We start from the raw sequence: 18,315 nt of genomic DNA on the forward strand, positions 1-18,315 counted from the left end.
GCCCATCCCGGCACACTTGTCGGCCCACCCCGACACACTTGTCGGCCCATCCCGACACACTTGTCGGCCAGCGTTTTGCCTCAATGTCGAGCCAAAAACTGAACCGAGGCTAAAATGGCGGTCGTCAAGTATAGCAAGCGGCCCGGTCGCGCGCGTAAGCGCGCGCCAGCCACGACTTTTAACGGATGCCCACGTGACTATCAAGCCGCGTTTTTGCGTCACCCTGCTCGCACTGGCCCTGGCCGGCGCGCCGGTTGCCGGCGCCTTTGCCCAATCCATGGGCGGCTCGGGGCAGAACCCGAACGCCAACCGCACCACGCTGGACCCCATTCCGCCTGAAGGCGGCTGGGAAGGCCTGGCCAACGTCCTCAAGTCCGTGCAGCCCAGCGTGGACACGCGGCTGCAGCCCAGCGCCTCGCAGATCACCAACCACATCGAACGCCTGCTGAACCATGGCGACAACGCCGAGGCGCTGGCGATGATCGAAAAACGCGAGGCCCAGATCAAGGACCAGCGCGGCACCGACGTGCAGCTGATGTTCCAGCACGCGCGCGCGCTGGCCGCCCTGGATCGCAAGGCCGAGGCCATCGACATCTACACCGAGATGACGACCCGATTCCCGGAACTGCCGGAACCTTGGAACAACCTGGCGGCTCTATATGCCAGCCGGGGCGAACTTGAAAAAGCACAAGACGCCCTGCAACAGGCCTTGCGCGCCGACCCGGGCTACGCCGCCGCGCGCGCCAACCTGGGCGACCTGCAATTGCTGCAGGCGTTGCGCACCTACAAGCAGGCCGCCAAGGAAGGCGTGCCGGGCATGCAGGACAAGGCTCGCGAAGTCGAAACCATGCTGAAGGATAGGCAACACAAATGATGTCCCGCTATTCCCCTCTCCACCTGCTGCGCCTGACGGCGTGCTCGTTCGCGCTGGCCGCCTTTGCCCCAGCGCTCGTCAGCGCCGCGCCCGCGGCCGCCCCCTCAACCTCTCCCTCTGAAGGCACAAAAGCCATGAGCACCAATCCCCGCGTCAAGCTTCACACCAACCAAGGCGACATGGTCATCACCCTGGACGCCGCCAAGGCGCCCAAGACCGTCGAGAACTTCCTGACCTACGTCAAGGAAGGCTTCTACAACGGCACGGTGTTCCACCGCGTGATCGACGGCTTCATGATCCAGGGCGGCGGCTTCGAACCCGGCATGAAGCAGAAGCAAACCCATGCCCCGATCGAAAACGAGGCCAACAACGGCCTGAAGAACGACAAGTACACCCTGGCGATGGCCCGCACCAGCGACCCGCACTCGGCGACTGCCCAGTTCTTCATCAACGTGTCCAACAACGACTTCCTGAACTTCACCGCGCCCACGCCCAATGGCTGGGGCTACGCCGTGTTCGGCAGCATCACCGAAGGCACCGACGTGGTCGACAAGATCAAGGGCGTGAAGACCGGCAACAAGGGCTTCCACCAGAACGTCCCCAACGAAGACGTGATCATCGAGAAGGCCGAAGTTCTTGAATAAGCTTGCCCTGGCCGGCCCGATCTGGCTGGCATCCGACCTGCACCTGGGGCCGGCAACGCCGGCCACCTCCGAGGCCTTCCTGGCCTTCCTGCAGGCCGCCGAAGAAGAAGCTGCCGCCCTGCTGCTGCCGGGCGACATCTTCGATGCCTGGATCGGCGACGACGTGATCCGCGCCGCGCCGCCGTGGCTGGCCACGGTGCTCAAGGCGCTGCAGGCCACCGCCGCGCGCATTCCGGTCTGGCTGGGCCGCGGCAACCGCGACTTCCTGATCGGCGAGGAACTGGCTGCCGCCGTGGGTGCCAAGCTGCTGCCCGAACCGGCGCTGCTGCGGACCGACTACGGCAACGTGCTGCTGACGCACGGCGACGAATTCTGTACCGACGACGCCGCGTACCAGCAGTTCCGCCAGATGGTTCGCAACCCGCAATGGCAGGCTGAATTCCTGTCCAAGACCATTCCCGAGCGCCTGGCCATGGCGCAGCAGGCCCGCGGCGAAAGCCAGGCCGCCAACCAGGCCAAGTCGATGGAAATCATGGACGTGAATGCCGGCGCCATCGCGCAGGTCTTCCGCGACTCGGGCGTCAGCGTGCTGGTGCATGGGCATACCCATCGCCCCGCCCGCCACGTGCTTGACGTCGACGGCAAGAAGCGCGAACGCTGGGTACTGCCCGACTGGGACTGCGACCACGTTTCACCGCCCCGCGGCGGCTGGCTGGTCATCGACCAGGACGGCCTGCAGTTCTACGATCTCGACATCGAAGCGTAGGCCTGGGGCCCGCCCCCGCCACGTTCCAGGAAAATGGGCCGCGTCATGTGACGCGGCCCATTTTTTTGCCTGTACGCGGGACCCGGGCCCCGCGCCAGGCGGCATCAGAGGAAGATCCAGGCCGCCACGATGGCGCCGAACACGATGCGGTACCAGGCGAACACGCGGTAGGTGTGGTTGGCCACGAAACGCAGCACCGCGCGCACCACCACGATGGCGCTCAGGAAGGCCGCCACGAAGCCCACGGCGATGCCGGACAGGTCGTGCTGGGTGAGCAGGTCCATGTTCTTGTACATGTCGTACACGGCCGCGCCCAGCATGGTGGGCATGGCCAGGAAGAACGAGAACTCGGTGGCCGTCTTGCGCTGGATGCCCGCGATCATGCCGCCGATGATGGTGGCGCCGGACCGCGAGGTGCCGGGAATCATGGCCAGGCATTGGGCCACGCCCACGCCCAGCGCCTGCTTCCAGGTGATCTGTTCCAGCGTGCGGGCGGTGGCGTGTTCGTCGGACGCGGTGTCGTCCGCGGCGCCGGGCACGTCGCCCGGCGTGTGGCGGGTACGGCGCTCGACATACAGCATGATCAGGCCGCCCAGCACCAGGGTCACCACCACCACGCCGGGGTGGTAGAACACCTGCTTGATCGACTTGATGAAGATGGCGCCGATGACGGCGGCCGGCAGGAAGGCGATGATCAGGTTGCGGGTGAAGGCGACTTCGCTGGGCACGCCGGTGAGCGTGCCGCGGATCAGCTGCAGCAGGCGGGCCCGGAAGATCCACATCACGGCCAGGATGGAACCCAGCTGGATCACGACTTCAAACACCTTGCCCTGGCTGGATTCGAAATTGATCCAGTCGCCGATCAGGATCAGGTGGCCCGTGCTGGACACGGGGATGAATTCCGTCAGGCCTTCGACGATGCCCAGGATGAAGGCCTTGATCAGGTAGAGCGTGGAATCGGTCACGATAGCGGGTTCCAGGTAGATGAGGTCGGGTCCGGGGTTGGCAGCGCTAGTCGTTGGTCAGCGACGCGTCTTCGTCCAGCAGTTCGGGCGCGCGTTTTTCAACGCGCACCAGGGCAATGCGGCGGCCGTCCATTTCCAGGACTTCGAAGCGGAAATGGTCGTGGTGGATCTCGTATTCGCAGACATCGCCCGGCTTGGGCAGATGGCCGAAACGCGACAGCAGGTAGCCGGCCAGCGTGGAGAAATCCTGGGCGTCGTCGACCAGGCCTTCGGTTTCCAGCACTTGTTCGACATGGTGCAGGTCGGCCGCGCCGTCGATCTTCCAGATGTTGGGGCCGTCGGCGACGATGTCGGGCAGTTCGTCTTCGTCGGGGAATTCACCGGCGATGGCTTCGAACACGTCGATCGGGGTCACCAGGCCCTCGATGGCACCGAACTCGTCGGCCACCAGCACCAGCTGGCCGCGCGAGCGCTTGAGCGTATCCATCAGGCGCAGGATGCCGATGGCCTCGTGCACGATGATCGGATCGCGCAAGCGGTTACGGCGCACGCGGCCTTCGGTGATCAGGTCGGCCACCAGGTCCTTGGCGCGGGCGATGCCCAGCACTTCGTCGAGCGAACCGCGGCAGACCGGGAAGAAGCTGTGCGGCGCCTCGGTGATCTGGCGCCGGATGGTGTCGGGATCATCGTCGATGTTGATCCACGACACGTCGGTGCGCGGCGTCATGATCGACCGGATGGAACGTTCGGCCAGCGTCAGCACGCCGCTGACCATGTTGCGCTCTTCGACGCCGAAGGCCGGCATGGCCGGGCCGTCGGCGCTGGGCAGGTCGGGCTCTTCGGCGGGCGGGCGCTTGCCCAGCATGCGCAGCACGGCGGACGCGGTGCGCTCGCGCATGGGGCGGCGCGCGTCCAGCTTGAGCAGGTTGCGGCGCGCCACCTGGTTGAGCGCCTCGATGGCGACCGAGAAGCCGATGGCGGCGTACAGGTAGCCCTTGGGCACCTTGAAGCCGAAGGCCTCGGCCAGCAGCGAAAAGCCGATCATCAACAGGAAGCCCAGGCACAGCACGACCACCGTGGGGTGGGCGTTGACGAAGCGCGTGAGCGGCTTGGACGCCAGCAGCATGATGCCGATGGCGATGACCACGGCAATCATCATGATGGCCAGGTGATCGACCATGCCCACCGCAGTGATGACCGAGTCCAGCGAGAACACGGCGTCGAGCACCACGATCTGCGTCACGATGACCCAGAAACTGGCGTACACGCGCGGCCCCGACGAGCCGCCATGCTGGCCGCCTTCGAGGCGTTCGTGCAGTTCCATCGTGCCCTTGAACAGCAGGAAGAAGCCGCCGACCATGAGGATCAGGTCTCGGCCCGAAGGCGAGAAGGGCCCGACTGCAAACAGGGGGGTGGTCAGGGTGACCAGATACGACATGACCGACAAGAGGCCAAGCCGCATGACGAGCGCCAGGCTGAGGCCCAAGATGCGCGCACGGTCGCGTTGCGACGGGGGCAGCTTGTCCGCCAGGATGGCGATGAAAATCAGGTTATCGATTCCCAGGACGATCTCAAGGACGACCAGGGTAAGCAAGCCGACCCACGCAGCGGGGTCCAGCAGCCACTCCATCAGGAGCTCCAGAAGTTACACGACCGGTAATCGTACATGGAAAATCCGTGACACGCCGGTGACACGCCTCGTCCGGACGCCCTACGGCCGCGGGTTACGGGGCGATCAAGCGCGTGGACGAGGCCATGAAAAAACCGGCCGCGACGGGCCGGTGATCGATGCCGTGCCCGGCGGCCATGGCCGCCGGTTCATGCAGCAGGCTCAGGCCGCCGGGGCCGGATTCAGGGCCGACAGCATCTGCGTGAAGATCTTGGGGCTGGCGGCCAGCACGTTGCCGGAATCCATCCAGCCCTGCTCGCCGTCGAAGTCAGCGACCAGGCCGCCAGCTTCCAGCACCATCAGGCTGCCCGCCGCCAGGTCCCAGGGCTTCAGGCCGACGCCGCAGAAGCCGTCCAGGCGGCCGCAGGCCACGTAGGCCAGATCCAGCACGGTGGCGCCCAGGCGGCGCACGCCGGTGCTGCCTTCAGCCATGTTGCGGAAACGGGCCGAGCCTTGTTCCGGATCGCCGGAATTGGGCCAGTGCGCGCCCAGCAGGGCCTCGTGATAGCGGGTGCGGCCCGAGACGCGCACGCGGCGGTCGTTCAGGAACGTGCCGCTGCCACGGCTGGCCGTGAACAGTTCGTTGCGCGACGGATCATAGATGACCGCCTGCGTGACCTGGCCGCGCTGCGTCAGCGCGATCGACACGGCGTAGTTGGGCAGGCCGTGGATGAAGTTGGTCGTGCCGTCCAGGGGATCGATGATCCATTGGAATTCGGCCTGGTCGGGGCCCTGCAAGCCGAATTCCTCGCCCAGGACTGCGTGATCCGGGTAAGCGGCGTGCAGCGTCTCGACGATGGACTCCTCGGCGGCGCGATCGACTTCCGTGACATAATCGCGCGGCCCCTTGCGAGCCACGCTGAGTCGTTCCAAATCCATGCTGGCACGGTTGATAATGGTGCCGGCACGCCGGGCCGCCTTGATGGCGATGTTGAGCATCGGGTGCATAAAATTCCGTACGTATGCGGTGAACAGGCCGCTAGCCGCCCCCCCGGGCCGGCCGTTGTCCCCATAGGGGAAATCGACCCAAAAAACCAGGAAGGCACTAAGCCAAACGTGCCATTTTAAATGACTCAAGCATTTTCACGCGTTCGGTTCATTATGGTGAACCCCAGCCACCCCGGAAACGTCGGTTCGGCGGCCCGTGCAATCAAGACCATGGGCTTCTCCGAATTGGTCCTGGTGGGCCCGAAATTCGCCGATGTGACCACCCAGCCGGAAGCCGTGGCGCTGGCCAGCGGCGCCCTGGACGTGCTGGAAAACGCCCGTATCCACGATACCCTGGAAGAAGCCCTGGCGCCGGTCACCCTGGCCTTCGCCTTGACCGCCCGGGTTCGTGACCTGGGCCCCCCGCCCTGCGACATCCGCCAGGCGGCCGATCTGGCCTGCGCCCACCTGGCCGAAACGGCCGAGGGCAGCGCCGCCATCGTGCTGGGCACCGAGCGCGCCGGGCTCACCAATGAGCAGATCGGGCTGTGCCACCGCATCTGCCACATCCCCGCCAACCCCGAATACAGTTCGCTGAACGTGGCCCAGGCGCTGCAACTGGCCGCTTGGGAGCTGCGCTACGCCCTGCTGGTGGACCAGGGCGCCGCCCTGCTGCCAGCCTCGACCGCGCAAGAACCGTCGCGCGGCGCCCAGCCGGCCTCCGGCGAGGCCGTGCAGGCATTCCTCGCCCACTGGGAAGAAGCGCTGGTGGGCGTGCAGTTCCTGGACCCGGCCCATCCCAAGAAGCTGATGCCGCGCATGCGGCACCTTTTTTCGCGTGCAGGCCTGACCCGCGACGAAGTCGACATGCTGCGCGGCGTCTGCACCGCCATGCTGGCCACCGCCCGGGGCGAGCGCACAAAAAAATAGGGACGGGCATCGCCCGTCCCTGCGCATCGGCTGCGGGCGGCTGACCGCCCGCGGCACGAAGACAATCAGTCCACCGTGGCGCCCGAGGCCTTGACCACCGGGGCCCAGCCTTCCACTTCCGACTTGATGAACTGGCCGAATTCGGCCGGCGTGGTCTTCACGCCCACGGCGCCCAGCTTTTCGAAGCTGAGTTGCACTTCGGGCTTGTCCAGCGCCTTGACCATGGCGGCGTTCAGCTTGTTGACCACGTCGGGCGGCGTGCCGGCCGGAGCGATCAGGCCGAACCACGACGACACGTCGAAGTTGGCGAAACCGGCTTCCTTCATGGTGGGCACGTCCGGCGCGCTCTTGGAGCGCTCGCTCGTGGTCACCGCCAGGGCGCGCAGCTTGCCCGATTGCGCGTGCGGCCAGGCCGACGGCATGTTGTCGAACATGAACTGCACCTGGCCGCCGATCAGGTCGGTGATGGCCGGGGCGCTGCCCTTGTACGGTACGTGCAGCACGTCGATGCCGGCCTGCATCTTGAACAGTTCGCCCGCCATGTGGATGGACGTGCCGCTGCCCGACGAGGCGAACGCCAGCTTGCCGGGGTTCTTCTTGGCGTAGGCCACCAGTTCCTGCACCGTCTTGACCGGCACCTGGGGGTTGACCACCAGGATGTTCGGCACTTTGGCGCCCAGCGCCACGGGGGTGAAGTCCTTCGTCAGGTCGAACGTGACGTTCTTGTACAGCGTCTGGTTGATGGCGCTGGTGACCGCCACGAACAGCAGCGTGTAGCCATCCGGCGCGGCGCGCTGGACCTGGTCGGTGGCGATGTTGCTGCCGGCGCCCGGCTTGTTTTCGACCACGAACGATTGGCCCAGGGCTTCGGTGAGCTCCTTGGCCATGATGCGGGCGATCACGTCAGTAGTGCCGCCGGCGGAAAAGCCGACCACGATGCGGACAGGTTTGTCGGGGTAGGCAGCCTGGGCAGAACCCATTGCGAAAGCGCTGGCGGCGGTAGCCAGCAGCGTGGCGGCAAAGCGCCGCAGACCAGGCTTTTGACCGGTAATCATAGAGTCTCCGTGCAGATACTGTCCATTAGATGGACGTTTTGAATTATTGGATGACGCATTTTGATCTATACACGAGCGAGGCATCAAGGTAGAGTCCACGCTACGGACTATGGTTTTCCCTTGACCGTTCCGCAATAACCCCCCAAGTTTTCAGAGAGTTGCATGCAAGACAGCGATGCCGCGGCCGCAGGCCCACGCACATTGCGGCGCGGATTGGCCGTTCTGGCCGCCCTGCGGGACCAAGGGCCCGACGGGCTCAGCGTGACTGATATCGCCCGGCTCACGGGCATACAGCGTCCCACCATCTACCGGCTGCTGGCCGCCCTGCTCGATGCGGGCCTGGTGCTGCCTGTCACGGGCACCAAGAAATACCGTGCCCAGCTGGCGGTGGACCCCGACACCCGTTCCCGCGATCCGCGGGTGCGCCAATTGCTGCCCGTGCTGCGCCGGCTGGCCGACCGGACCGGCGACGCGGTGTTCCTGGTCGTGCGCGACGACGACGATTCCATCAGCCTGCACCGAGAAATCGGCAGTTACCCGGTGCAGATCCTGGCCACCTATGCCGGCAAGCGCCAGCCGCTGGGCGTGGGATCGGGCGGCATGGCACTGTTGGCCGCGCTGCCCGACGACGTTGCCCGCGGCATCGTCGAGCGCAATTCCAGCCGGCTGGACGAGTACGGCGGCATGACGCCTCAGGAAATGTTCCGCCTGATCGAAAACACCCGTGCACGCGGCTATTCGGTGGTGGGCAACCACGCCGTGCGCGGCGCGCTGGGCGTGGGCTGCGCGCTGCTCGATGCGCAAGGCGCGCCGCTGTTGGCAGTCAGCGTCACGGCCATCATCGACCGCATGCCGGCGCAGCGCCAGCGCGAAATCGCGGGGTGGATAAAGGGCGAACTGGCGCGGCTGGCCGTGCAGGCCTGACGCCGGGCCCGGCAACCGACCGCCAACAGGCCGGCGGCGAAACCCTCGCCTGCAACACCGCCCTGGCCGCCCGTGTTGCCCACAAAAAAAGGGCGTCCGTGCCAGCACGGACGCCCTTTCTGTTTGCGCGAACCGCTCAGGCCGGCGCGCCGGTCTTGGGGTTCTGGATCTCGCGCAGCGGGATCGGCGCCTGGAAGCCGGCGGCTTCGAGGGAGCTGCGGATTTCCTGGTACAGGCCCCAGCGCAGGTCCCAATACTTGCCTGCTTCGGCCCACACGCGCACGTTCACGACCACGCCGTTTTCCTTGTAGTCGACGACCTTCACCAGGGGCTTCGGGTCTTTCAGGGCGTTGGCGTTGGCATCGACGATGCCTTGCAGCTTGACCAGCACGGCGTTCAGGTCGTCGCCATAGCGCACCGGCACGGGGATATCCAGGCGACGCGTCTTGTTGCGGCTGTAGTTGGTGATGGTGGCATTCCAGACCGTGCTGTTGGGCAAGGTCAGGTGGATGCCGTCGCCTTGCACGAGCCGGGTCAGGAACAGGCCAACCTCTTCGACCGTACCCTCGGCGCCGGTGCTCAAGCCCACGTATTCGCCTGCGCGCACCGGCCGCAGGATCAACAGCATGATGCCGGCCGCGATATTCTGCAGCGTGCCTTGCAGCGCCAGGCCGACGGCCAGGCCGGCAGCGCCCAGCACCGCGATCAAGCTGGCGGTCTGCACGCCAAAGCGCGCCAGCACCGCGATCAGCGTGAAGATGCGCACCGCCCACACCACGGTGCTGTAGAACATCGGCACGATCGTCGGATCGATCTTGCTGGAACGCGTGGCGATGCGGCGCACCCAGCGGCCAAGCAGCGCCGACACCCACCAGCCGATGACCAGGATCAGCAGGGCCACCAGCAGATTGATGCCCATGTCCACCAACCTGGGGGCCCAGGCATTGAATTCGTTCAAGGCGTCTTCCATCGTTAACGCTCCCTCTTGCAAAAAGACAGCCGAAAACTTTATCAGATGCGGCTTGCAGGCAGGGCGAGATGATGAAGCCGGTGTGTCAAGCTTTGTAAGGATTCGCTCCGCGCGTCGCGCCGGCGACCTTGCGGAAGTGGTTGTCCCAGGCCCGCTCGCGCGAAGGCGGCAACAGCGGATGTTCCGCACCCGCGGCGTCGGTGCGCAGCATGGCGCCCAGGCCGCTGCTGATGAGGAAGCCCGCCTCTTGCGCGGGCGCCACGCCGCAGCCGTCGGCCAGGCGCGTCAGCCCCAGGCTGCGGCCGCTTTCGGCATCCCAATACAGCACCTGTCCGCCCACCGGGCTGGACGTGGCAACCACCTTGCCGGCGGCATCCACCGTCACCGACCCCACGTAGTTGCGCATATCGCGCAGCGCCTGCGCGGGCCCGGCGAACAGTTCCAACGCGGCGCCGCGGCGGTGGCGGCCGACCAGCGCGGGGCGGTCGCCGGCCGGCCCCATGTACTGGCAGCCGAACCATACGCTGCCGTCGGCCGCCAGCGCCAGGTGACGGATCGACAGGCGGTGGAGTTCAGGCGCGAGTTCGACCCGTTCAAGCAGGCGTCCGCTGGCCGCGTCGATATACGCCAGCGACGGGCGCATGGTGTCCAGGTTGAGTTCCAGCTTGCCGTAGTCAGGGTGCGTCAGGATGCCGCCGTTGGCCACGCACAGCGTCTTGCCGTCGGGCATCAATACGACTTCGTGCGGGCCGATGCCGCCGCTGTCGAATTCGCCGATGCGGCGGTAGTTGCCGCCCGGCGTGGCATCGTAGAGGCCCAGCACGCCGCGGCCGCCGTCGAAGTCATTCTCGGTGGCCGCCAGCAGCCGGGCGCCGTCGAAATAGGCACCGTGGCCGAAAAAATGCCGGTCGTCGGGCAACGGCAGTTCCACCGGCGCGCGCTCGCCGCGCAGGTCGAACCCCAGGGCAAAAAAGCCCGGCTGGCGGCCGAACACCACGGCGCGCTCGCCGGCCGGATCGATGGCAAAGCTGTGACCGCGCGCGGGCATCGGCAGCACGCGGTGGTCCTGGCCGGTGGCGTCCAGCACCACCACTTCGTCGCGTCCGCCGCGTTGGCGCGCCGTGACGTACAGCGCAGCGTCGCCCGGCGATGGCACGGCCTGCGCCCCCCCCGGCCAAGCCAGGCCGGCACCGACCATGCCGCCCGCTGCAGCACTGAGTGTTCCACCGAATGTGCCACCCAGGGCCACGCTCAATCGCACGCCCAAGGCGCTGGCCGCTGCGCGCGCCAGGAAGTCGCGGCGAGTCAGCTGCGCGGGCGGCAGCCCGCCAGCCCGCCCTGCCCCGCGCGCCGAGGAACGATCAGTCGCCATCGAGCGCGTTGAATCCGATGGTGACGCCCAGCGCGGGCGCCAGGTCCTGGTCGACGATAGCCTTGCCGTTCTTCAAGGTCAGCGCGGCCAGCTCCAGCTGCCGGCGCCCCTCGGCGTCGGCCAATGCCTGGTCCAGCGGCGCAGGCACCTCGCGCAGCGTCGCCGCCGCGCTGGCCAATTCACCCAGCACCGATCCCGCCATCCATTCGCCGCCCTTGGGCAGCACATAGCCCCCCGCGGTGTAGAACGCCGCCAGCCCGTCCAGGCTGGCGGCCAGCGTGCGCGTGGTCAGGCCGCTGCGCCAGAAGGCGGCGCGCCTGGGCCGGGCGTTGGCGGCTGAATCACCCAGCACCGGCAGGATCTTCACGTCGCGTGCGAACTGCAAGCCCGTGGATAGCGCCTTCATCGCTTCGGCCGCCACTTCCTGCGGATCGCGATAGAGGTCGTTGCCGGCCTGCGGTCGGGTGAACTGGCGACCGAATTCACCCTGCGCGCTCCAGGCCTGGGCCGCGTCGCGCGACATGGCGGCCACGTTGGCCGACACCGCCACGGCGTAGCCGCAGGCGTAAGGGAATGTCGGCGTGGCGGGCTGCGTGGTGCCCGCCTGCTTGAGCAGCGCGGGTTCGCCATACAGCACGTATTCCAGCGCCGGCAGGCCCTGCACGGCCACGCTGCGGCCGGCCAGCGCGCCGGGCTTGAGCAACTCGGCGTCCTGCGCGGCGATCAACGCCTGCACCTGCTTGGGCATCACGCCGCGGGTGTCCGGCCAGAACGCCAGCCGTTCAAAGCGGTTCGCCTGCACCAGCGGCCCGAAGCGCAGGAACTCGATGCGTGCCCACGCCTGCGCCAACCCGGCGAACGCGTCTTCGACGCGCTTGGCGCCCGCCACGTCCGGCTTGCTGCACCAGGGGCCCAGCGCCCCTTCCAGTGCGCCGGCGGCCTCGGCCATGGCGGCCACCGCTGGCCGGGCGTAGCCCTGCGCCAGGCGCTCGCCCAGGTCGGCGGGCAATTCGGCGCGGGCCGCCAGCGGCCAGGCCGATGCCCCGGCCAGCAACAGCGCGGCGGCCGAGGCCTTGGCCGGCAGGGACCGGCGTGCAACAGGGAATGGCATCACAGCGACTCCAGGAAACGAATGAGATCGGCGCGTTCTTCGGGCGTCATCGCCACGACGCGATCGCGCGCGGGCTGGCCCGCGCCGCCGTGCCACAACACGGCTTCGAGCAGCGTGCGGGCGCGGCCGTCGTGCAGCCAGGTGGCGGTGGGGTTCACGGTCTTGGTCAGGCCGATGCCCCACAGCGGCGGCGTGCGCCATTCACGGCCCGTGGCCTCGCCGTCGGCGACGCCGTCGGCCAGGTCGTCGCCCATGTCATGCACCAGCATGTCGGTGTAGGGCCAGATCAGCTGGAAGCGGTGTTCGGCCTGCCTGGCGTTGCGGCTGGTGACGTACTTGGGCACGTGGCAGGCCACGCAGTTGGCCTCGTAGAACAGTTTCTTGCCGGCCAGCACGCGGGCATCGTCGGCGTCGCGCCGCTGCGGCACCGCCAGGTTGGTGGAATAGACGGTGACGAAGTCCATCAGCTTGGCCGGCACTTCCTCGGGCCCGAAACGCGGCTGTGCGCCATGCGGCATCTTCAGGCACTGCGTCTGGGCCGGCGTACAGTCGCCGTAGTGGTTGGGGAACAGCGGCGAAGACAGCCCCATGTCGTTGGAAAAGGCGGCAGCGCTCTGCTGTTCGACCGTGGGCTGGCCGGCCTTCAAATTGAAGCGGCCCAGCACCCGCGCGCCGGTACGCACGTCGGTGACCCAGTTGGGCTTGCCCACGATACCGTCGCGCTTGTCCGCGCCCACGTTGGCCAGGATGTCCGATTCGTGGATGGATTCCAGCAGCCCCAGGCCGATCATCGGCGGCGCCAGGCGCGGCGAGATCTGCGTGTCTTTGCGCATGGGGCCGTAGCCCGGGTTTTCGATGCGGTACACGGGCTGCATCAGCGTGGCGGTTTCGCCGCCATTGAGCGCGACGGTGACCGGTGTGTATTCGATTTCCATGCGGCCTTCGGCGGGCAGGCCCGCCACCGCGAAGTTCTGCAACTGCACGCCGTAGACCGGCTCGGGCAGCATCGCCAGTTCACCCGGCGCCAGCTTGGGATGGCCGCGGTCCGGGCCTTGCGGCACGGCCAGGCGCAGCAGCAATGCAACGGCATCGGGGCGTTCGAGGGGATCAAAACCCGGCACCGAGCCGCGCCCGTCCTTGGTGTGACAGGCCTGGCACGACCGCGCATTGAACAGCGGCCCCAGGCCATCGGACGCCTGCGTGGACGCGGGCGCCGAGACCCAGTCCTTGCGGAACAGGCCATTGCCGACCTGGAATTCCTGGCGGCGTTCGAAGCTCATGTTGGCCGACGGCTGCGAGAAGATGTCGGCGTTGATGAGCTTGTTGGTGGTGGTGGCGCCCGCCTGCATGGTCTCGAAGGTCTCGGCCTTGGAGAAGTCCGACGTGGGCGCGGTAATGGCGAGGACGCGTTTGAGGTCTTCGGCAGTCAGGTCATCGCGCCCGGCGGGCGCGGGGGGAGCGGCGGCGGCGCCGGCATGGGCCGACGCCGCCAGTACAGCGGCGAATACGAGCTTCACTTGAATACGGCGTCGGGTTTATCCAGGCTGTCGGAACCTTCGATGGCGACCTTGCCCAGGTCCAGCAACGTGATCACACGTTCCAGGCTGCGGGTCTGGTCGACTAGGCGGTCGATGGCGGCCTGCACCACGGCGTTGCCTTCCTTGTTGCCGTCCGCAATCATCTGGTCGTAGGTCTCGATCGTTTCGGCGCGAACCCTGAGCGCCTGCATGGCGGCCACGGTGGCGTCCAGCTTGGCGCGCACTTCGACGTCCAGCTTGGGATCACGCGCCTTCACCAGTTCGGACAGGCTGGCGCCTTCCACGGTCTTGCCGTCGATGCGCGTGTACGAACCCAGGTAGACATTGCGGATGCCGATCTGGTCGTAGAAGTGCGAATTGTGGGTGTTGTCCGAGAAGCAGTCGTGCTCTTCTTCGGGATCGTGCAGCATCAGGCCCAGCTTCATGCGTTCGCCAGCCAGTTCGCCGTACGACAGGCTGCCCAGGCCGGTCAGCATCGCGATCAGGCCGGCCTTGGGGTCTTCTTCGACCGCCTTGCGCGCGGCGCCGTCCTTTTTCCAGTTGCCCACCATTTCTTCCAGGTCGGTCACCAGCAGGTCGGTCACGGCCTTCAGGAATTCGATGCGGCGTTCGCAATGGCCGCCGGTGCACTGCTTGGGATCGAAATCGGTGTGCGGGCGGTTGCCGGCGTGGCGCTCTTGCGGCGTGCCCTTGCGGTCGGCCGGCGCGGGGCCGGTGCCGTTCAGGTCCTGGCCCCACAGCAGGAATTCGATGGCGTGGTAGCCGGTGGCCACGTTGGCTTCGTTGCCGTCGGCTTCGTGCAGCACTTCGGACAGCAGTTGCGGCGTGATCTTGCTGACATCGACCGTCTTGCCGCCCACCGAGATCTTGGAATTGGCGATGACATTGACGGCGTAGTAGGCGTTCTCGTCGTTTTCGGTGCCGTAGGACGCATCGACGTAGTCGATCAGGCCTTCATCCAGCGGCCAGGCGTTCACGCGGCCTTCCCAGTCGTCGACGATGGGGTTGCCGAAGCGGTACGCCTCGGTCTGCTGGTAGGGCACGCGCGCGGCCAGCCAGGCGTCGCGGGCGGCCTTGAGCGTCTGCTCGCTGGGCTTGTGTACCAGGGCATTGATGGCATCGCGCAGCGTCTTGGCAGCGGTCAGCGAATCTTCGTAGCCAGCCAGCGCCAGGTCCGAATACGTGGTGACCACGGCCTTGGGCTGCACTGCGGCGTGCGCCGTTCCCCCGAATACCGCGGCAGCCAGTACCGCTCCCAACAACAACTTGCGCATCGACTTTCTCCCGTAACTCGAATGGAGTTCCGCCCCGCGGCGGCCCCATTCAACCTTGAATTTTGTGGATGCGAGTGTAAACAATTTTCGTTTGATATTCAGCGAAAAGTCAGATACCTGACATTTCACCGAACGAATCCACCGCTATTTTCCGGTCTCCAGACGAAAAAAAGGCCCGGGCCCTGTCGCGCAGCCGGGGCCAGCCTGGCCCCGGCGCGTCATCAGCGTTGCAGCGGCGCCTTGGCCGTTTCCTTGGCCGCCAGCACCGCAATGGCGGTGACCAGCAGCGCGGCGGCCACATACAGCGAGATCGCCAGGGTGGCGTTCCACGACTTGAACAGGCTGGCGATGATCAGCGGCGCAAAGCCCCCGCCCACGATGCCCGCCAGCGTGTAGGCCAGCGACGACCCCGCGTAGCGCACCCGGCCCGGGAACTGCTCGGTGATGAAGGCGGCCTGGGGGCCGTACATCATTGCGTGGATCAACAGGCCCACCACCACGGCGACGCAGATGGCGACGGGGTGCGCGGTGTCCATCAGCGTGAAAAAGACGAACGCCCACACCATGCCCAGCGCCGCGCCGGCCAGGTACACCGGACGACGCCCGATCTTGTCCGACAGGTGCCCGAACAGCGGCACGGCCAGGGCATTCAATGCCGCGCCCAGCATGGTCGCGGTCAGCGCCATGGGCCGTGACAGGTGCAGCACCGTCGTCACGTAGGTCAGCGTGAACACCACCACCAGCGCGTACAGCACGTCCGAGCCGATGCGTGAGCCGCCGGCCACCAGCAACTGGCGCCAGTGCTGGCCCAGCACGTCCTTGATGGGCGTGCTGGCGGTTTCGCGCTTTTGTTCCATCTCCAGGAACACCGGCGTTTCTTCCACGCCGCGGCGCAGCCACAGGCCGAACAGCACCAGTGCGACGCTGGAAATGAACGGCACGCGCCAGCCCCAGGCCTGGAATTCCTCGGGGCTGAGCCAGGCCGAGATCACGGCGATGAAGCCGGTGCCGATCAGCGTGCCGCACGACGGTCCGACCTGCGTGAACGAGGCGTTGCGGCCACGTTGGTTGGGTTTGCCGTGTTCCATCGACAGCAGCACCGCGCCGGCCCATTCGCCGCCCAGCGCCACGCCCTGGATGAAGCGCAAGGCCACCAGCGCCACCGGCGCCCAGACGCCCCAGCTGGCGTAGGTGGGCAGCATGCCCATCAGGCCGGTCGAGATGCCCATGATCACCAAGGTAGCGACCAACACGAACTTGCGGCCCAGGCGATCGCCCAGGTGACCGAACACGAAGCCGCCCAGCGGCCGCGAGACGTACCCGACCGCATAGGTCGAGAACGCCAGGATGGTGCCCGTCAGCGGATCGAACGATGGAAAGAAGATCGAATTGAAGACCAGCGCGGCCATCAGGTTGTAGATGGTGAAGTCGTACCACTCCAGCGTGGTGCCGACCGAGCTGGCCATGGCCAACCGTTTCATCTTGTCCGGCGAGGCCGCCGGGTGCGCGGTTGCCGGCGCATGCAGCGTGTTTTCAGCCATTGTGTTTCCCCATGTGTGGTGTGTGGATTGCGCCGCAGATCAGCGCAGGTCGGCGTCCGCCAGCTTCCAGCCCAGCGCCAGCAGCCAGGCGTCGGCGGCGCGTACGCCCAGCGCCGCAGCTGCCTGCTCGGCCAGCGCCCGGGCCGCGTCGGCCGAGCTGGCCTCGACGACGAACAGCGGGTCCAGGCGGCGGTTTTCGGTGGACTCACGCGGCAGCGGGCCGCTCAGGGCGGCATCCGGCGCCAGCAGGTACGACTGCACGAAGCCGTCGGTCTTGGCCAGCGTGGCGCCTGTCTCGGCGGCGCGGTCGACCAGCGCCGCGGCGTCGCCACCGAACACCAGCGGCAGCACGGCGATATGGCTGCCGCTGCCGAAGCCGGTCACGGCCTGCACGGCGCAGACGCGGCGCATCGGGTCGCGCATACGGTCAAGATTGGTCACCGACCACGGCGTCTGGCGTTCGAATGCCGCGCGGTAGTCGGCGGTGGTGAAGGCGCCCAGCGATTCCGTGCGGTAAAGGCCCAGGTATTTGCGTCCGCCCGACAGCGAGAAATAGCGCGCCCCCGACACGAAGCCCGGGATGCGCACGCGCTCTTGGACGTGCTCTCGGTCGTACCAGCGATTGAAATCGGTTTCGAATGCGGGATCGACGTCGCAGGCGACGAACAGCATCCCGTTGGGCGGCAGCGTGGAAGACGTGTTGGCTTGGCTCATGGCAAGAAGAAAAACCCTTCGGTTGCAGAAGGGGGTCATCTTCGGCCGACAGGCCTTTTCCAGCCAAACGAGTAATTTTTCGCGGCGGCAACAGAATTACTGAAAGCCCACTAAGGGATAACTCTATTGCGTCGAACCGAATTTAGGCGACGTGACCGACGCGGTGTACTGGTCGGATGCGCGGCTGGCCAGTTCGGCCACCAGCCGAATGGCATCGGACCCGGCGCCTTCCAGGTAGCTCACCACCAGCAATTGCGGCGGCACGGGCATGTCGCTGCGAATCACCTGCATCTCGCCGCGCGCCACGTATTCGTAGATGGGCGGTAACGGCACCAGCGCACGGCCGAAACCGCTGCGCACCAGTCGCGCCAGCGCCGAGATCGAGCTGACACAGTGCACCTTGCCCAGCGGAATGCCGGCCTCGCGAAACAGGTTCTTCAGCGCTTCGTGCGGTTGCGACCCGGGGCTCATGGTCAGCACGGGTTCGCTCAGCAATTGCTGCACCGTCAGCGTTTCTTCGTCGCCCGCCGGCCCGACCCAGCCCATCTCCATCGGCAGGCACGGCGTGCTGATGACGCCCGTGTCCGTCAGCAAGTCGGTCTGGAAGGCGATGTCCAGCGTACCTTCACGCAGGCCGCGATGCAGTGCGCGGGTGGTTTCGGAAGTCAGCTGCACCTCGATGCCCGGATAGGTGGACCTCAGGTTGGTCAGAAAGCCGATCAGCCAGGTATGCACCACGGTTTCGATGGCGCCGATACGCACCAGGCCGAAGACTTCGTCGCCGGTGCGGCCCAGCGACAGGATCTGCTGGCGCAGTTCGAGCAGGCGTTCACCGTAATCCAGCAGGCGCGTGCCCACCGCCGTCAGCCGCAACTCTTTGGCATCGCGTTCGAACAGCCGCGCCCCGATGTCCTCTTCGAGCGAGGCGATGCGGTTGGCCACCGCGGCCTGGGTGATGTGCAGGCGGTCGCTGGCCGCACGGAAACTGCCCAGGCGGGCGGACCACAGAAATGCTTCGACAAAACGGGTATTCATATGCGC

The 18,315-nt window shown here is 66.7% G+C and carries 17 protein-coding genes; 5 read left to right on the forward strand and 12 right to left on the reverse strand.

Annotated elements, in window-relative coordinates:
- Positions 1–193 precede the first annotated feature (193 nt).
- From AC3WMR_RS20635 to AC3WMR_RS20645, 3 genes are all read left to right on the forward strand, one after another.
- The gene (locus tag AC3WMR_RS20635) at positions 194–874 is read left to right on the forward strand and encodes a tetratricopeptide repeat protein (protein ID WP_492264544.1); all 681 of its coding nucleotides are present in this window, start codon (positions 194–196) and stop codon (positions 872–874) included.
- 134 nt (positions 875–1,008) lie between these two features.
- Positions 1,009–1,518 (forward strand): peptidylprolyl isomerase, encoded by a 510-nt coding sequence (locus tag AC3WMR_RS20640; protein WP_025137994.1) that lies wholly within the window; start codon positions 1,009–1,011, stop codon positions 1,516–1,518.
- A complete protein-coding gene (locus tag AC3WMR_RS20645; protein ID WP_492264543.1) occupies positions 1,511–2,284 on the forward strand; it encodes a UDP-2,3-diacylglucosamine diphosphatase in 774 nt (257 codons plus the stop codon). The genes AC3WMR_RS20640 and AC3WMR_RS20645 overlap by 8 nt, the downstream gene beginning before the upstream one ends.
- Positions 2,285–2,388: 104 nt before the next feature.
- Here AC3WMR_RS20645 and AC3WMR_RS20650 read toward each other — a convergent pair whose 3' ends face one another.
- The 3 genes from AC3WMR_RS20650 to AC3WMR_RS20660 all read right to left on the reverse strand — a co-directional run bounded on the left by AC3WMR_RS20650 (position 2,389) and on the right by AC3WMR_RS20660 (position 5,866).
- Positions 2,389–3,249: an undecaprenyl-diphosphate phosphatase gene (locus AC3WMR_RS20650; RefSeq protein ID WP_175192731.1), complete on the reverse strand. Its 861-nt coding sequence runs from the start codon at positions 3,247–3,249 to the stop codon at positions 2,389–2,391.
- A gap of 46 nt (positions 3,250–3,295) precedes the next feature.
- On the reverse strand, positions 3,296–4,879 hold the full coding sequence (locus AC3WMR_RS20655; RefSeq protein WP_492264542.1) for a TerC family protein: 1,584 nt from the start codon (positions 4,877–4,879) through the stop codon (positions 3,296–3,298).
- Between the two features lie 201 nt (positions 4,880–5,080).
- Positions 5,081–5,866, reverse strand: a complete 786-nt coding sequence (locus AC3WMR_RS20660) for an inositol monophosphatase family protein (RefSeq protein WP_175192733.1) — start codon at positions 5,864–5,866, stop codon at positions 5,081–5,083.
- 120 nt (positions 5,867–5,986) lie between these two features.
- Here AC3WMR_RS20660 and AC3WMR_RS20665 point away from each other — a divergent pair, with 120 nt between their 5' ends.
- On the forward strand, positions 5,987–6,775 hold the full coding sequence (locus tag AC3WMR_RS20665; RefSeq protein ID WP_492264541.1) for an RNA methyltransferase: 789 nt from the start codon (positions 5,987–5,989) through the stop codon (positions 6,773–6,775).
- A gap of 65 nt (positions 6,776–6,840) precedes the next feature.
- On the opposite strand, the gene AC3WMR_RS20670 is transcribed toward AC3WMR_RS20665, so the two are convergent.
- Complete coding sequence (locus tag AC3WMR_RS20670; protein WP_492264540.1) at positions 6,841–7,830, reverse strand: Bug family tripartite tricarboxylate transporter substrate binding protein; 990 nt, start codon at positions 7,828–7,830, stop codon at positions 6,841–6,843.
- A gap of 162 nt (positions 7,831–7,992) precedes the next feature.
- Between AC3WMR_RS20670 and AC3WMR_RS20675 the strand changes: the two genes are divergently transcribed.
- Positions 7,993–8,754 carry an IclR family transcriptional regulator gene (locus AC3WMR_RS20675; RefSeq protein ID WP_025138001.1) on the forward strand — a complete coding sequence of 254 codons (762 nt, stop codon included), beginning with the start codon at positions 7,993–7,995 and terminating at the stop codon, positions 8,752–8,754.
- A 136-nt stretch (positions 8,755–8,890) separates the two neighbouring features.
- On the opposite strand, the gene AC3WMR_RS20680 is transcribed toward AC3WMR_RS20675, so the two are convergent.
- From AC3WMR_RS20680 to AC3WMR_RS20715, 8 genes are all read right to left on the reverse strand, one after another.
- Positions 8,891–9,724, reverse strand: coding sequence for a mechanosensitive ion channel family protein (locus AC3WMR_RS20680; protein ID WP_492264539.1), 834 nt, complete (start codon positions 9,722–9,724; stop codon positions 8,891–8,893).
- A gap of 85 nt (positions 9,725–9,809) precedes the next feature.
- Positions 9,810–11,096: a DUF1513 domain-containing protein gene (locus AC3WMR_RS20685; protein ID WP_492264538.1), complete on the reverse strand. Its 1,287-nt coding sequence runs from the start codon at positions 11,094–11,096 to the stop codon at positions 9,810–9,812.
- Positions 11,086–12,207, reverse strand: coding sequence for an imelysin family protein (locus AC3WMR_RS20690; protein WP_492264537.1), 1,122 nt, complete (start codon positions 12,205–12,207; stop codon positions 11,086–11,088). Before AC3WMR_RS20690 ends, AC3WMR_RS20685 begins: the two co-directional genes overlap by 11 nt.
- Entirely contained in the window at positions 12,207–13,724 is a 1,518-nt protein-coding gene (locus tag AC3WMR_RS20695) for a di-heme oxidoreductase family protein (protein ID WP_492264536.1), read from the reverse strand. The genes AC3WMR_RS20690 and AC3WMR_RS20695 overlap by 1 nt, the downstream gene beginning before the upstream one ends.
- A complete protein-coding gene (locus tag AC3WMR_RS20700) occupies positions 13,721–15,019 on the reverse strand; it encodes an imelysin family protein (protein WP_492264535.1) in 1,299 nt (432 codons plus the stop codon). The genes AC3WMR_RS20695 and AC3WMR_RS20700 overlap by 4 nt, the downstream gene beginning before the upstream one ends.
- 221 nt (positions 15,020–15,240) lie before the next feature.
- Positions 15,241–16,560, reverse strand: coding sequence for an MFS transporter (locus tag AC3WMR_RS20705; RefSeq protein ID WP_492264534.1), 1,320 nt, complete (start codon positions 16,558–16,560; stop codon positions 15,241–15,243).
- Positions 16,561–16,599: 39 nt separating this feature from the next.
- Positions 16,600–17,274, reverse strand: coding sequence for a hypothetical protein (locus AC3WMR_RS20710; RefSeq protein WP_492264533.1), 675 nt, complete (start codon positions 17,272–17,274; stop codon positions 16,600–16,602).
- Positions 17,275–17,397: 123 nt separating this feature from the next.
- Positions 17,398–18,309, reverse strand: a complete 912-nt coding sequence (locus AC3WMR_RS20715) for a LysR family transcriptional regulator (RefSeq protein WP_492264532.1) — start codon at positions 18,307–18,309, stop codon at positions 17,398–17,400.
- Positions 18,310–18,315: the final 6 nt, after the last annotated feature.

The organism is Achromobacter sp. FW305-C-28, assembly GCF_058783235.1.

Bases quoted from the DNA above. Each gene is read 5' to 3' on its own strand.
- AC3WMR_RS20675 (WP_025138001.1), top strand. From the start codon at position 7,993: ATGCAAGACAGCGATGCCGCGGCCGCAGGCCCACGCACATTGCGGCGC.
- AC3WMR_RS20690 (WP_492264537.1), bottom strand. From the start codon at position 12,207: ATGCCATTCCCTGTTGCACGCCGGTCCCTGCCGGCCAAGGCCTCGGCC.
- AC3WMR_RS20640 (WP_025137994.1), top strand. From the start codon at position 1,009: ATGAGCACCAATCCCCGCGTCAAGCTTCACACCAACCAAGGCGACATG.
- AC3WMR_RS20660 (WP_175192733.1), bottom strand. From the start codon at position 5,866: ATGCACCCGATGCTCAACATCGCCATCAAGGCGGCCCGGCGTGCCGGC.
- AC3WMR_RS20715 (WP_492264532.1), bottom strand. From the start codon at position 18,309: ATGAATACCCGTTTTGTCGAAGCATTTCTGTGGTCCGCCCGCCTGGGC.
- AC3WMR_RS20680 (WP_492264539.1), bottom strand. From the start codon at position 9,724: ATGGAAGACGCCTTGAACGAATTCAATGCCTGGGCCCCCAGGTTGGTG.
- AC3WMR_RS20700 (WP_492264535.1), bottom strand. From the start codon at position 15,019: ATGCGCAAGTTGTTGTTGGGAGCGGTACTGGCTGCCGCGGTATTCGGG.
- AC3WMR_RS20670 (WP_492264540.1), bottom strand. From the start codon at position 7,830: ATGATTACCGGTCAAAAGCCTGGTCTGCGGCGCTTTGCCGCCACGCTG.
- AC3WMR_RS20665 (WP_492264541.1), top strand. From the start codon at position 5,987: ATGACTCAAGCATTTTCACGCGTTCGGTTCATTATGGTGAACCCCAGC.
- AC3WMR_RS20685 (WP_492264538.1), bottom strand. From the start codon at position 11,096: ATGGCGACTGATCGTTCCTCGGCGCGCGGGGCAGGGCGGGCTGGCGGG.
- AC3WMR_RS20705 (WP_492264534.1), bottom strand. From the start codon at position 16,560: ATGGCTGAAAACACGCTGCATGCGCCGGCAACCGCGCACCCGGCGGCC.
- AC3WMR_RS20710 (WP_492264533.1), bottom strand. From the start codon at position 17,274: ATGAGCCAAGCCAACACGTCTTCCACGCTGCCGCCCAACGGGATGCTG.
- AC3WMR_RS20655 (WP_492264542.1), bottom strand. From the start codon at position 4,879: ATGGAGTGGCTGCTGGACCCCGCTGCGTGGGTCGGCTTGCTTACCCTG.